This is a genomic window from Halonatronomonas betaini (genome assembly GCF_015666175.1).
GTDB lineage: Bacteria > Bacillota > Halanaerobiia > Halanaerobiales > Halarsenatibacteraceae > Halonatronomonas > Halonatronomonas betaini.
In genome coordinates, this window is record NZ_JADPIE010000008.1 from 18,055 (window position 1) to 31,531 (window position 13,477).

The following is a 13,477-nucleotide window of genomic DNA, read 5'->3' on the forward strand; positions in this document are numbered from 1 at the left end:
TTTAAATTTAATTTATATCTTTGATTAAGTTACTGTTGATAGCTTTCTTTAGGAATTTAATAGCTTCTGGCTTAATATCCTCTGATAGGTTAAACTCTTCTGTTGCTAGCAGGATAGCCTGTTCCTGACTAAAACCTAGTTCCAGGAAGTTGATTAGCTCGTCCTGGAAGACACCCCAGTTATCGAATTTATCTCTGAGGTTAATTAATTTGATTTGATCATCAATATCAAGATGGCTATTGGCAATCGGTCCTGAGATTTTTCTGAAATCATTTCTATACTCAGGAAGCTGGAAATTTTCAGCCTGGCTTTTGAACCAGTCTTCTGCTGAGCCAATCTCACCATATGCCTTTAATTGGGTTAATTTTTGGGAGGTGAGATAATTTAAATAGTTTCTGGTAAGTTCATTTTCGGCCTTGCCTAAATCTCGATAATAATTATTTAAGATTCTGCCAGCAGTTGCTGAGATAGTTTTCTGCTCAGGTTCTATCAGGTCATGGATTAGGTTAATAACGGCTCTGCCTGCCCAGCCCAGGGTTTTAGTTGAGCATTTATCAGCTGTATCCTGATCGGTATGGTAATATCGGTCTGGTTGCTGGGTTAAAGAGATAGCAGGGATTCCTACCTGGGGATTGGCCAGAATGAAATGATCTGTGCCTCCTGCATATGAGTTTTGCTGCCAGCGGAACTCTGAGCTGGCTAATCTCTCTGCCATTAATTCACTGATAAATGATGGAACTGACCAGGGTGTGCTAAAGATATTCATTGTGGAGCCAGTATTTGACTGATCGGCTCCAACCATATCAAGGTTTATTGCCAGTTCAAAATCCTTATCGAACCAGCCCTGATCCAGCAGAGCTGCTGTGCCAAACATTTCTGGAATCCAGAGGCTGTAAATTTCTCTATCTGGATTAATTCTTTGGAAAACTCTGGTTAGTTCTGCTAAAAGGGCGGCACCGCTAGCATTATCATTGGCACCTGGCTTAGGATGGCAGAGATGGGCAGTTAATAGGATTGGTTTTTTATTAGGATTTTTCTGACCTGCCCTGGCTGTTAGGACCTCGAGATTATCTGTTTGCTGGTCAGCTTTAAGATATGCTTCGACCTTTGTTGTTCCATCTTTGATTTTATTCTTTAGTCTATTATATTCTCTCCAGCTGACTGTGAAACCGACTGCTGATTTTTCCTGGTTTGACGGAAAGGATGTATAATTTACGGCATCAGGCATTTCCTCTGGAGTTCTGGATATTTTTTGATTATGCATTCTCATATAGGAAGAGATAATACAGGGGGCATCTCTTTTTATGACGGCCTGTTTGAATACTTTTGTGATCTGACCGGAGGCCAGGACTGCCTGGCCTGGTTTGTAATTGTTGTAGTCTTCAGGTGATTCGCCCTTGCCTGCATCATAGACTTCAAATTCTGCTATGCCATCAGTTGAACCTGATAAGAAGATGGCTCCTACTGGAGAATGGTCTAATCTGTCTGTTATATATTCGCCATTATTGCTGTATCTTAAGTACCCATCTTTAACTGAGAAAGATTCTGGGGCCTGCCAGCCACCATAGATTTCTTCTGTTTTAAATTTGAGATGCTCTGTCTCAGCTAAATCTTTTTCTATTAAGTTGATAGCTTTGTTGAAATCTTTGCTGCCCTTTGCCCGGTGGAAAAGGGAGATCTCTCTTAATATTTCCATAGCTCGACCAGGAATAAATTCATTTAATAAGGTTTCTCTCTTTTTTTGCAAAATAATTAGCTCCTTTCAATAAAAACCCTTGACATTGAGTTGATTATGTAGTAAAATTTTAATGGTCAATCAAAGAGGAGAGATGTCCGAATGGCTAAGGGGCCGGACTTGAAATCCGGTGAAGCCGAAAGGTGTCGGGGTTCGAATCCCCGTCTCTCCGCCATTGATATTGCAACGATTAGGCGACTTTTAATAAAGTGGTCTTTTTTTATTTTGGGTAAGATATGTGCCGCTTTTGTTCCATTATTTATTTTATTACTTTAATATATATTGATAATCAATTATATCATTATTATGCTATTATATAAAGAATTTATTTTTTAATTGACTATTCTGCTGAAAGGCAGAATTTTTGTTTTAAAAGAGATTTTGATATTTAATTTTATATTTATTTTAACTGACTGATAGTTTTAGCTGGTATTTATAAAATAACTAATGATTTTTTGCAGGTATTTTTTAGTTAACCAAGAATAATAAATTCAAGTAATATTTAAATAAATTATTCTTTGGGGGGTTAATTGTATTGTTTGATAGAAAATTTTTATTACCAATATTGATGATCTTATTATTAATTGCTGGTCCAGTTTTTGCTTATCAAATCAGTGATTTAGTTAATTTATCTTTGTTACATATTGTAATTGTTCTTAATGTAATTACTGGTTTGCTTTTTATAGGTATTTATCAGGCAAAGGGGAGAAAAGATCTATCAAAGTTTAATCAAATAATGGATTTAATTAATCAGGGGGATTATCGCCAGAAGATTGAACTTGATAAGTCTAATAATTTTTATCCTGTAGCAACTAAAATTAATCAATTATTAAACAATATTAGGGAATTATGTTCAAAGACTATTGAGACTACAGCCCATACAGAGAGTAGAGCTAAGGATCTTGAAGAAGAAGTTCAAACAGTAAGTGAAATGTCTGCTGAAATTACTGAAGCTATTGATAATGTTGCACAGGCCAGTGAAGATCAGGCAAATAAGATTGAAGATATTAGTAGTACATTTAATAAGATTAATAATTATATTATTAATACCAATGAAAAGACTGAAGAAATAGTTACAACTTCAAAAGAAAGTTCCGAGATTGCAGAAAAAGGTAGTGAAATGTTAACTGAACTTTCTGAGCGTTCTATCAAAAATAATCAGGCAATTAAGTCGACATTAAATGATTTAGAAAATCTAAATGAAATTTTTGAAGAGGCAAAAAATATCGTTGAAATTATTACTAATATAGCCAGTGAAACAAATCTTTTGGCTTTGAATGCTTCGATAGAAGCGGCCAGGGCCGGGGAGAGGGGTAAGAGTTTTGAAGTTGTTGCAAGTCAGGTTAGAGAGCTGGCGCAAGAAGTTGATCAATCTGCAGGAAATATAAGTGAACTTTTAATAAGTGTTGATAGTAAGTTAGACTTAGTTCATGATCAGATGGAAAATAATGCTGAAATAATGGAAAAGCAAAATGATCAGACAGAGCAAATTAATTCAATGCTTGTTAATATGAAATCGATAGTAAAGGATAATTATCAGGAGTTAGAGGATTTAAATAGTCAGACTGAAATGCTTTCAAAGTCAATGAAAGAAGCTGAAGAGTCACTGGAATTTATAACAGCAAGCTCTGAGGAAAATACTGCTACCAGTCAGGAAGTTTCTTCTTCAGTTGAGAAGTTAAATAATTTATATGAGAAGATTAATCAGATGACGGTTCAGTTATATGATGAAGCTTCTGAAGCTGAGATGAGACTTGCTTCAAAAATTTTAGATAGGACTATGCTTAATTTATGTTATCAATTAAGAGAAATAAGTGAAGTCAATGATTTAAATAATAAAAAGTTAGAGGAATTCATAAGAGATAATAATATTGATATCGCCTCGATTATTGATAAAGGTGGAGAGTTTGAATTGAGTACCAGTCCGGATATTATCGGGGTGAATATTTTTGAAATTAATGAGTGGATTAAGAATCTGGACTTAGATGATTCTGATGATAGTTTAATTACTCCAATTCATAGAAGAATAGAAGATGATAAGCTGTTTAAGTTTGCAACTATTCCTGCGAATGATGGAAGTAGTATGATCCAGGTTGGAATGGCATTAGATTCTCTTAATAATATATAAACTTTAATAGTTATTTAACATAAATTAATTTAAAGATCGAATATGTATTGTTATAGGATCGGGACTGGGTTAGTACTGGGTTGGTACTGGGTTGGTACTGGGTTGGTATCGAATCAGAGGTTAATACAAAGTGTTTATAATTAATTATTATTTGGGTTGAAAGTTTTTATTTATTGTAATAAAAAAATTCCACTGGCTCTTGCAATTAAGCTGAGTTCAGTGGAATTTTAATATTAGTTTGGTTATTTTTATTTAGCTTGAGCAGGTTCCATATTGATTTTTTTACCTTTAATAAAGTTATTATTCATAGTTGTTAATACCTGCTGACCATCTTCTCTTGGAACTTCAACAAAGCTAAAGTTTTCATAGATATCGATGGCTCCAATGTTTCCGCCGGCTATTCCGGATTCTCCAGCAATTGTTCCAACAACATGGCCTGGAGTTAATTTATCTCTGCTACCTGCATTTATAAAGAGGCGAACCATTCCAGGCTCTGCTCCTGTATCACCGAAGTTTTCGATGTTTTCAGCTTCTTCTTCCTGCTGGGTTAAAGATTTCTTTAATAGGGCTGCGGCGATTTCCTTAACTGAATAATCATTATTAAGGGAGTTTTCGATCATATTTAAATACTTACTTAGATCTTCAGTTTCAATATATTCTGCGATATCATCAATTAAATGTTTGAATTTGATTTTCTCAATATCATTTAATGTAGGTATATTACCCTGGTCAATCCGGCTTTTTGTATGGCGGCGGATTTTCTTTAATTGGTTATTGTCTCTTCGAGCTACAAAGGAGAAGGCTTTGCCACTGTTACCTGCTCTACCTGTTCTGCCAATCCGATGGACATAATAATCAGTATCCTGTGGTAGTTCAAAGTTAAAGACTGCCTCTACATTATCAACATCGATTCCTCTGGCTGCAACATCAGTAGCTACTAAAACTTTTATTCTCTTATCTCTAAATGCTGACATTACTCTATCTCTCTGATTTTGATTTAAACCTCCATGGAGACCATCAACTAAATAGCCGTCAGCCATTAGTTCAGAGGTGAGTTCGTCAACCATTTTTCTGGTATTGCAGAATACCAGTGCTAGATTAGGATTGTGGTATTCCAGCAATCTAGTTAGGGCCATAAATTTATTTTTTCTCTTTATTTTTAAATAATATTGATCAATACTTGGGACTGTCATTTTTTCTTTGGCTACTTTTATGAATTGGGAATTTTTCTGATATCTTTTGCTTAATTTATGGATAGATTTTGGGATAGTTGCTGAAAAGAATAGAGTCTGTCTATCTTCAGGTATATCTCTTAAAATAGTCTCGATATCATCAATAAAGCCCATATCCAGCATAACATCGACTTCATCTAAAACAAGAAAATCTATGTTGTTAAGCTTTAAGGTACCTCTTCGCATATGATCCATTACCCGGCCAGGAGTTCCAATAATTATCTGGGCTCCTCTATTTAAGGCCTGGATCTGCTTGCCAATACTCTGGCCACCATAAACTGGTAAAGTCTGAATACCATGCTTATACCGGGCTAGATTCTTTAGTTCTCTGCTAACCTGGATGGCCAATTCTCTAGTTGGACATAAAATAATTGCCTGGGGTTTTTTTAAGTTTTCATCAATTTTTTCTAATAAGGGGATTCCAAATGCTGCAGTTTTGCCTGTTCCTGTTTGAGCTCTCCCGATTATATCTTTGCCCTGCATAATTTCCGGGATTGCATTTTTCTGGATTGGAGTTGCTACTTCAAACCCCATATCATCAACTGCTTTCAATATTTCATATGAAAGCCCTAACTCTGTAAATTTAATTTTATTCAATATATATTCACTTCCTAAATTTTTATTTTTATAATACATTAAAAAATCCCTGACCACATTACATATAGTCAGGGAATTAGTTGCTATATCATATATTTTACATTTATTTTTATTATATTACAACAACGTTTTCGGCCTGTGGACCGCGGTCTGCTTCAACGACTTCAAATTCAACTTCTTGACCTTCTTCTAAAGATTTGAAACCTTCATCTTGAATAGCTGAATAATGAACGAATACATCATCGTCGCCTTCTCTTTCAATAAAGCCAAAACCTTTTTGATCATTAAACCATTTTACTGTACCTGTGTAAATCATTAAAATTTATTCCTCCTAATTTTTCTAAAAAAGCAAGAAGATTAGTTTTTTCTTGCCACTGCTAATAACTCTAACATAGTTGAAATAAAAATGCAAGCTATTTTTTAAAATAAATTCAATCCATATTATAGTTTTTTCTTAATGCTAATAAAAATCTTGATATATTTTATCACATTTGGCCATTAGTTTTTCTAGGATATCTAATTTTTTTAACATAAAACTCTCACATTCAATTATTATAATTTGTTATAGAATATAAAAATCATGTTAGGTTATTAATTGAGGGGGTGTTCGTTTATGTCTAAATTTCAAAAGGCTGTAGCACTTAGCCTTGTTTTAGCTCTGGTTGTATTTGCAGCGGCAGCTTGTGGAGTACCGGATGAAGAGGAATTTGAAGAGATGGATGATGATTTTGGTATTCAAATTGAAGAGGTTGAGGAAGAATTAGTCTCTTATGAGTTAAATGAAGATATTATTGAAAATGCAAGTATAGTTTAAAATAATTTTTAATAGATTGATAGATTGAATGAATTTATTTTGGAGGTGCTTGAATTAAATGTTAAATAAAAATAAAGTATTACCTTTAGTATTAGGATTAGCATTAGTATTTTTATTATCATCTCCAATGGCTGCAATGAATGCTGCAGTTATTGAGATGGAAACTGTAACGCAGGAACATCCTGCTGCTGCTGATTTAGAGGCAGAATTGCAGGCAGAAATAATGGCTGTACAGGAAGAATTTCAGGAGCAGGCACAGGATTTAGATCCTGAACAGGATGCTGAACAGATGCAACAGCTTCAACAACAGATGCAGCAGGAAGCTCAAATGATTCAACAACAATTAAGCGATGACTTAATGGAAGTTATTGAACCAGATCTTGATAGTTTTAGAGAAGATCATGGTTATGATTTGATTCTTATAGATGCAGCAGTTGTTAGTGGTGCAGAAGATGTTACTGAAGATTTTATAGAATATGTTCAATAAAAAGTAAGTTATTTTAACCGATAAATAGGAAATTGTTTTCCTCCTCCATGTTTTCCCTGCCTTTCCCCGGGCAGGGTTTTTATTTTATCTTTAAAGCTTAATATTCACAAATATATTCGGTTTATTTTGATATATTCTGAATATTTCTTTATAAAATTATCACAACTATCTTTTATACTATACTTAACAGTAAAAAATTAAGTATTCTAATTATCACCATAATAAACGGGGAGGTGTAAATGATGACTAAATTTCAAAAAGCAGTAGCGCTTAGTCTTGTTTTAGCTCTGGTTGTATTTGCAGCGGCAGCCTGTGGAGTACCAGATGAAGAGGAATTTGAAGAAATGGATGATGATTTTGGTTATCAATTAGAAGTCGAAGAAAGTTTTGCTGAGGTAGATTTTGATATAGAAACAGCTAGCCCAGTTAATGTAGTCCTATAAAAAATCAGGACATAAATAGATATAATAGTAGCCCACCTTAGATGGTGGGCTTTTTGTTTTATCTAAATTATGATAGAATTTATTTAGGTTCTATTTTATCCATTCCGCCAAGATAAGGTTTTAATACTTCTGGGATTGAAACAGTACCGTCTTCATTCTGATAATTTTCAAGAATGGCAGCAACGGTTCTACCGATCGCCAGGCCAGATCCATTTAATGTATGGAGATATCTTGTCTGTGAGTCCGGGTCTGGGCGATAGCGGAGCCCTGCTCTTCTAGCCTGATAATCTTCAAAGTTAGAACAGGATGAAATTTCTCTATAGGTATCATATGCTGGAATCCAAACTTCTAAATCATAGGTCATAGCAGCGGAGAAACCGAGATCTCCACTACATAATCTAACAACTCTATATGGGAGCTCAAGCGCCTGAAGAATGTCTTCGGCATCATTAGTTATTTTTTCTAATTCATCATAGGAAGTTTCTGGTGTAACGAATTTAACCATTTCAACTTTATTAAATTGATGCTGTCTGATGATTCCTCTTGTGTCGCGACCATGGGCTCCAGCTTCTGCTCTAAAACAGGCACTATAGGCAGAATGGTATATTGGGAGATCATCTATATCCAATATTTCTTCCCTATAAAGGTTTGTAATGGGAACTTCTGCTGTAGGAATAAGATAATATTCTTCATCTTCAAGTTTAAACATATCTGCAGCAAATTTTGGCAGCTGACCTGTGCCGGTCATGCTATCATTATTGGCGATAAATGGTGGAAATATTTCTTCATAATTATGATTTTCTCTGTGATAATCTAACATGAAATTGATCAGGGCACGTTCCAGGCGGGCACCGGCTCCCTTTAAAAATGTAAACCGGGATCCAGTTACTTTTGTTCCTCTTTCAAAATCTAAAATATCAAGGTTTTCGCCTAATTCCCAGTGAGGTTTAAAGTCAAAATCAAAATTTCTTGGCTCACCCCATTTTCTAATTAGTTCATTATCTTCTTCATCATCGCCAACTGGAACATCTTCATGGGGAATATTTGGGATTTCAAGGCGGATAGAGTTAACATTTTTTTCAACATCATCAAGTTCATTTTCAAAGCTTTTAATTCGATCAGAGACATCCTTCATTTCAGTGATCATTGGTTGAACATCTTCGCCAGCTCGTTTTAACTGACCAATTTTTTCTGAGGCAACATTTCTTTTATGCCTTAACTGTTCAACTTCATAGAGGATATCTCTTCTTTTATTATCGTATTCTAAAAATTCATCAACTAATTCAGAATTAAGCCCTCGTTTAGTCAGGGATTCTTTTACTAAATCCGGGTTTTCTCTAATAAACTTTAAATCTAACATTTATTATCACTCCTTAGTAATATTAAACTATCATATGTAAAAATTAAAGAAAAAGACCCTCGCCATGAATGAGGCGAAAGTCTGTAAGCTTATTTAAAAGCTCGACAGCTTTTTAATATTATACCCTTATTATATTCAGTATTATAATATATAAAAAAATGAAAAGCAAGAAGGTAATTAAAGAGGTGTAGAAATGTATAAAGATAATTTAACTATTAGAAGAATGAGACCAGGTGAGGAAAAAAAAGTCAGGGCAATTACCAGAGAATCATTTCCGTTGACAGCCTGGTTATTTTTTAGTCATAAACCAGCAACTTTAGTAGCGCTTAAGGATAATCAGATTGTGGCCGGAGTAGTTTATGGTCAGTTTTCTTATTCTAAAGAGATTAATGCAGGTACTATTTATTGGTTATTTACAGCTCCTGACCATCAGGGAGAAGGAATTGGAAAGAAGCTTATCGAAAAGGCTATTTTTAAATTGGAAACTGGAGGCTGTCAGGAGATTTTTGCCTGTATTGAAGGATATAATAGTTCATCATTTAAAATTTTTAATAGTCAGGGTTTCTCTAAGTTAAGGCTTTTTGATCAGATTAATAAGTTTGGCTTTAAAACTTTTTATATCTGGTATCAGACACATCACCTTTTTGATCTAGGCCATGATCTCTGGTATCTAGAGTTAAAAGAGCATGAAAATAAAGTGGAAAATGGATTAAAAACAGATAAAAATAAATCGATGAATATTAAAACATGGATTTTTAATGTAACTATTAGCTCATTAATTATGTTTATTGCTTTATTAAGAACTGATTTAATAGATATTGATATTATAGATATTTTTTCAGTTTTTCTGGCAATTGGAATTACTTTTGGGATAAGAGACCTGGCCGGGATAATTGCTGGTAAAGGATCAGGTTTAAATTTAGAATATGATATCTGGGAAAGTGGGCATATAATCTCAATTATTATGGCCATATTTGCAGGGGGGTATATTCCAGTACCTGGAACTTATTATCCAAAAGATAATAATTGGTCTTATCAAAATAAATTGCCTGAGCTTGCTAACCAGTCTCTGGCTAGTGCTGGTGCATTAGTTGTTTTAGGCTGGATTTTAAATTTTGATTTTATAAATGGCGGTAAATTTATTGAGATTTTATTGGTGGCAGTAACAAATATGGCTATTTTTGATATCGCTTTACCATTTTTCCCTTTTGTAAGTTATAATGGCAGAAGGATCTGGGATTATAATAAGATTATCTGGCTTGTTCTATTTATTACTCTGCTAGGTTTTATTATATTTTAAATTAAATAAGCGCCTGGAATCTCCAGGCGCTTATAAGTGATTTTTATTTTCTAGAATTTATTAAAGTCCCATCGGTAATTTAGTTAATAAAACAGAAGTTCTGTCATTATTTTTAATTGAGTTTTCATAAAGTTCTCCACTACAGTGGGTACAATATTCATTGCTACTCCAATTAGCACTGTGACAGTGGGGACAAATATTTTTCTTTTCTAAACTCATTACTATCACCCTTTCTTATAATATTATAGTCTTATAAAGGTTATATTATCTTATTGTTTAGCATTATATAGGTTTAATTTTAGTTTGTAAAGGGTTGATTGTAATGTTTAAATTTTAAGATAGTTTAATTTTTTTGTCCACCTAAACTGGCCATATAGGCTATAAATCGGTCATCAGAATTAAGATTTAGAAGTTTATTCATCTTTTTATCATCATAAGCAGCTATTGCACAGACCCCGTAATTTAAAGCTTCTGCTATTAGATATAAATTCTGGCAGATGTGACCACCATCTAGATGGATATATCTAAATGATCTTTCACTATATCTCCAGGCAGTTCGATAATAATTAGCAACCCAGCAGAAAATGGCAGCTGCTCCTTTTATAAATTTCTGACCGATGGCACCTTCGATTAATTCTTCTGTTAAATTCTGATGATTTATTAGAAAAATTTCATGTTCAAGTGGATTATAATAATACAGGCCATTTGGCAGTTCTTTACTCTTATTTAAGTAAAAATAAGTTTCAAATGGATGTCTGGCCCCAGCTGAAGGAACAGTTCTCATATTTCTTCCATCAGACAGAGTTTTTTTAATCCCCTGTGTATAGTATAATAAAAGTGAAAGATCATTTTTATTTAATAAAGCGTTACTGTAAGCTCTTCTTGTTCGTCTTTCTTCTAAAATATTAATAATATTTTTTTCAGGGAGATTAATTTTTTCTGGATCAGGCAACTTAAAGCTTTCAATAATATTTTCTGGTTGATTTATCATTGAAGGGGATGGCATTTCTTTACTCTGATCAGAAGGACTTAAGTTTCCGTAATAGGTTGCTTCCAGGAATTCTTTAACATCTTTTTCCATTAATATTACCTCCTATTTTGTTTGATAAGCTATTAGTATTTTATCTAATTAAAATAATAAAAGCAACCTGGGTACTTTAATGTAATTCTTGCAGGATTTTATTGAGTAATACAGAATAATAAAATATGTAGAGGTTTAAGTTTTTAATTATTTTGAAGGGGGCGTGGTTAAATAAATGTCAAAAGTATATGATGAAAAAAGAGAAGAAATCCTTAATGATCTAAGTGATATGAGTGAAATAGCAGAAGAGATGTTGCATAATTCTATTAAAGCCCTGGATGCAAAAGATGGTGATCTTGCTTTTAAAGTTGTTGAAAGAGATGATATTCTGGATAATAAGCATTTTACTATTGAAGATAAAATTGCTCGATTGTTGGCTTTAGAGAAACCATATGTTGGTGATGCTCGTTTTGCTCTGGTAACTTCAAAAATTGCTGCTAATCTTGAGAGAATTGGCGATCATGCAACTAATATAGCAGAAGTGGTATTGGAAATTAGAAATGAAGAATACCTTGAGCCCCTGGTCATGATTCCTGAATTGGCAGATATAGTTAAAGATATGTTAGATGCTGCGCTTGAAGCATTTGTAACTAGAAATGCTGATTTAGCTGAAGCAGCATGTCGTAATGATGAAAAAGCTGATAATATATATGATCAGCTCTATGAAAAAAATATAAAGTTGATGAGTAAAAAAGAAGCAAGACAGGATGTAAATCAGGTTTTCAGGTTTATGAAGGTGGCGAAGTCATTAGAAAGAATTGGTGATCATGCCACTAATATTGGTGAGGAGACAATTTATCTTGTAACAGGAAATAGAGTTAAATATTAAAGGATTAGTCGGCCGGTAACGGCCGACTTTAATAAAATTCATAAAGATTTATGAACAGGAGGGACGAGGTACTTAATGAAGAGATTAATTACTGGAGGCCGGGTTGTATTAGAATCTGGTATAGAGGAGAAAGATATATTAATTGAGGATGATAAAATCATAAAAATTATTTCTCCAGATGTTGAAAAACCAGAGGAAGAATGTGATATAATAGATGCAAATGGTAAAATAGTAATGCCTGGAATAATCGATGCTCATACCCATTATCTATTACATTCCCGAGGTACTACTACTGCTGATAATTTTGAAACTGGTTCAATTTCAGCTGCCCATGGCGGTGTTACTACCTTTATTGATTATTCAGATCATCAAGATGATAAAAGTTTATTAGATTCAGCAAAGGAAAGGATATCTGAAGCCGAGGCTGAAGCTGTTATTGATTTTCATCTCCACCAGACAGTTGAAAATTTTAATGAAGAAATTGCAGATGAGCTGGTAGAAATTAAGGATTTTGGAATTAGTAATTTGAAGATATTCACAACCTATAAGAAAGAGGGATATATGATAGCAGATGATAATCTGCCTGACCTTTTTCAGAAGGCTGGAGAATTAGAATTACTGATAACTGCTCATTGTGAAGATGAAGATACTATTCAGGATAAATTAAAAGATTATCAAGCAGTCAAAGATGAAATTAAATTTTCTGATCATCCAGATTTAAGACCTGGAGTGGCAGAGAGCAGAGCTATCAAAAATCTATCTGAAATTGCAGATGATAAGGATCAACCTCTCTATATTGCTCATATTTCATCTAAAGAAGGTGTTCAAGTTATAAGAGAAGCCAGGCAGCAGGGGTTAAGAATTTTTGGCGAGACTACCCCCCATTATCTTTTGCTTGATCGCTCATATTTAGAGAGAGAGGATGCAGCTAAATACTTTATGGTGCCGCCTTTAAGAGAGGTTGAAGATCATCAGGAAATCTGGGATGCAATTATCAAGAAAGAAATTCAAGCTGTGGCAACTGATCATTGTGCCTTTAATCTTGAGCAGAAAAATTTAACTGATTCACCAATCAATGCCCTTCCTGGTATACCTGGTTCTGAGACTTTACTTCCTTTATTGCATCATTTTGGTGTGAATAGAGGTTTAATCAATTATGAAGAACTGGTAGATTTATTATCAACAGAACCGGCTAAAATATTTGGACTTTATCCGGAAAGAGGGGTTATTAGAGAGGGGACAGTGGCTGATATTGTAATTTTTGATCCTGATAAAGAAGTTGAATTATCTGATGATAACTTACATTCTGAAGCAGGCTATTCTCCTTATGCTGACTTTACAGTATTAGGTTATCCTGTTGAAACTATTTCTAATGGTGAGACTATCATAAAAAACGATACTTTTGTATCAGATGCTGGGAGAGGCAAGTTTATAAAAGCAAAAACTTCTTCAGTTTTTCAAAGTTAAAAAA

The 13,477-nt window shown here is 33.8% G+C and carries 13 protein-coding genes and 1 tRNA gene; 8 read left to right on the plus strand and 6 right to left on the minus strand.

Features of this window, described 5'->3' with window-relative positions; translation table 11 throughout:
- Positions 1-7 precede the first annotated feature (7 nt).
- Positions 8-1,747 carry a DUF4910 domain-containing protein gene (locus tag I0Q91_RS12510; protein WP_270454952.1) on the minus strand — a complete coding sequence of 580 codons (1,740 nt, stop codon included), beginning with the start codon at positions 1,745-1,747 and terminating at the stop codon, positions 8-10.
- Positions 1,748-1,823: 76 nt separating this feature from the next.
- Here I0Q91_RS12510 and I0Q91_RS12515 point away from each other — a divergent pair.
- Positions 1,824-1,910: transfer RNA gene (locus I0Q91_RS12515), tRNA-Ser, on the plus strand.
- Between the two features lie 360 nt (positions 1,911-2,270).
- Entirely contained in the window at positions 2,271-3,863 is a 1,593-nt protein-coding gene (locus I0Q91_RS12520; protein WP_270454954.1) for a methyl-accepting chemotaxis protein, read from the plus strand.
- A 248-nt stretch (positions 3,864-4,111) separates the two neighbouring features.
- Here I0Q91_RS12520 and I0Q91_RS12525 read toward each other — a convergent pair whose 3' ends face one another.
- Together I0Q91_RS12525 and I0Q91_RS12530 are read right to left on the minus strand one after the other, a co-directional pair.
- The gene (locus I0Q91_RS12525) at positions 4,112-5,692 is read right to left on the minus strand and encodes a DEAD/DEAH box helicase (protein ID WP_270454956.1); all 1,581 of its coding nucleotides are present in this window, start codon (positions 5,690-5,692) and stop codon (positions 4,112-4,114) included.
- A 112-nt stretch (positions 5,693-5,804) separates the two neighbouring features.
- The gene (locus I0Q91_RS12530) at positions 5,805-6,008 is read right to left on the minus strand and encodes a cold-shock protein (protein ID WP_270454957.1); all 204 of its coding nucleotides are present in this window, start codon (positions 6,006-6,008) and stop codon (positions 5,805-5,807) included.
- Between the two features lie 297 nt (positions 6,009-6,305).
- Here I0Q91_RS12530 and I0Q91_RS12535 point away from each other — a divergent pair, with 297 nt between their 5' ends.
- The 3 genes from I0Q91_RS12535 (at position 6,306) to I0Q91_RS12545 (ending at position 7,436) form a co-directional block, all read left to right on the plus strand.
- Positions 6,306-6,506, plus strand: coding sequence for a hypothetical protein (locus I0Q91_RS12535; RefSeq protein ID WP_270454959.1), 201 nt, complete (start codon positions 6,306-6,308; stop codon positions 6,504-6,506).
- Positions 6,507-6,564: 58 nt separating this feature from the next.
- Positions 6,565-6,993 (plus strand): OmpH family outer membrane protein, encoded by a 429-nt coding sequence (locus tag I0Q91_RS12540; RefSeq protein WP_270454960.1) that lies wholly within the window; start codon positions 6,565-6,567, stop codon positions 6,991-6,993.
- A 242-nt stretch (positions 6,994-7,235) separates the two neighbouring features.
- A complete protein-coding gene (locus tag I0Q91_RS12545) occupies positions 7,236-7,436 on the plus strand; it encodes a hypothetical protein (protein ID WP_270454962.1) in 201 nt (66 codons plus the stop codon).
- 79 nt (positions 7,437-7,515) lie between these two features.
- On the opposite strand, the gene serS is transcribed toward I0Q91_RS12545, so the two are convergent.
- Entirely contained in the window at positions 7,516-8,796 is a 1,281-nt protein-coding gene (gene serS / locus I0Q91_RS12550) for a serine--tRNA ligase (protein ID WP_270454963.1), read from the minus strand.
- 193 nt (positions 8,797-8,989) lie between these two features.
- On the opposite strand from serS, the gene I0Q91_RS12555 reads away from it, so the two are divergent.
- Positions 8,990-10,096 carry a GNAT family N-acetyltransferase gene (locus I0Q91_RS12555; protein ID WP_270454964.1) on the plus strand — a complete coding sequence of 369 codons (1,107 nt, stop codon included), beginning with the start codon at positions 8,990-8,992 and terminating at the stop codon, positions 10,094-10,096.
- A gap of 60 nt (positions 10,097-10,156) precedes the next feature.
- Here I0Q91_RS12555 and I0Q91_RS12560 read toward each other — a convergent pair whose 3' ends face one another.
- Together I0Q91_RS12560 and I0Q91_RS12565 are read right to left on the minus strand one after the other, a co-directional pair.
- Positions 10,157-10,315, minus strand: coding sequence for a hypothetical protein (locus tag I0Q91_RS12560; RefSeq protein WP_270454965.1), 159 nt, complete (start codon positions 10,313-10,315; stop codon positions 10,157-10,159).
- Between the two features lie 124 nt (positions 10,316-10,439).
- A complete protein-coding gene (locus tag I0Q91_RS12565; protein WP_270454966.1) occupies positions 10,440-11,177 on the minus strand; it encodes a SagB/ThcOx family dehydrogenase in 738 nt (245 codons plus the stop codon).
- A 175-nt stretch (positions 11,178-11,352) separates the two neighbouring features.
- Between I0Q91_RS12565 and phoU the strand changes: the two genes are divergently transcribed.
- Both phoU and hydA read left to right on the plus strand, forming a co-directional pair.
- Positions 11,353-12,006: a phosphate signaling complex protein PhoU gene (gene phoU, locus I0Q91_RS12570; protein ID WP_270454967.1), complete on the plus strand. Its 654-nt coding sequence runs from the start codon at positions 11,353-11,355 to the stop codon at positions 12,004-12,006.
- A gap of 75 nt (positions 12,007-12,081) precedes the next feature.
- Positions 12,082-13,473, plus strand: coding sequence for a dihydropyrimidinase (gene hydA, locus I0Q91_RS12575; RefSeq protein WP_270454968.1), 1,392 nt, complete (start codon positions 12,082-12,084; stop codon positions 13,471-13,473).
- Positions 13,474-13,477: the final 4 nt, after the last annotated feature.

Bases quoted from the DNA above. Each gene is read 5' to 3' on its own strand.
- I0Q91_RS12540 (WP_270454960.1), top strand. From the start codon at position 6,565: ATGTTAAATAAAAATAAAGTATTACCTTTAGTATTAGGATTAGCATTA.
- I0Q91_RS12545 (WP_270454962.1), top strand. From the start codon at position 7,236: ATGACTAAATTTCAAAAAGCAGTAGCGCTTAGTCTTGTTTTAGCTCTG.
- I0Q91_RS12565 (WP_270454966.1), bottom strand. From the start codon at position 11,177: ATGGAAAAAGATGTTAAAGAATTCCTGGAAGCAACCTATTACGGAAAC.
- phoU (WP_270454967.1), top strand. From the start codon at position 11,353: ATGTCAAAAGTATATGATGAAAAAAGAGAAGAAATCCTTAATGATCTA.
- hydA (WP_270454968.1), top strand. From the start codon at position 12,082: ATGAAGAGATTAATTACTGGAGGCCGGGTTGTATTAGAATCTGGTATA.
- I0Q91_RS12555 (WP_270454964.1), top strand. From the start codon at position 8,990: ATGTATAAAGATAATTTAACTATTAGAAGAATGAGACCAGGTGAGGAA.
- I0Q91_RS12560 (WP_270454965.1), bottom strand. From the start codon at position 10,315: ATGAGTTTAGAAAAGAAAAATATTTGTCCCCACTGTCACAGTGCTAAT.
- I0Q91_RS12535 (WP_270454959.1), top strand. From the start codon at position 6,306: ATGTCTAAATTTCAAAAGGCTGTAGCACTTAGCCTTGTTTTAGCTCTG.
- serS (WP_270454963.1), bottom strand. From the start codon at position 8,796: ATGTTAGATTTAAAGTTTATTAGAGAAAACCCGGATTTAGTAAAAGAA.
- I0Q91_RS12530 (WP_270454957.1), bottom strand. From the start codon at position 6,008: ATGATTTACACAGGTACAGTAAAATGGTTTAATGATCAAAAAGGTTTT.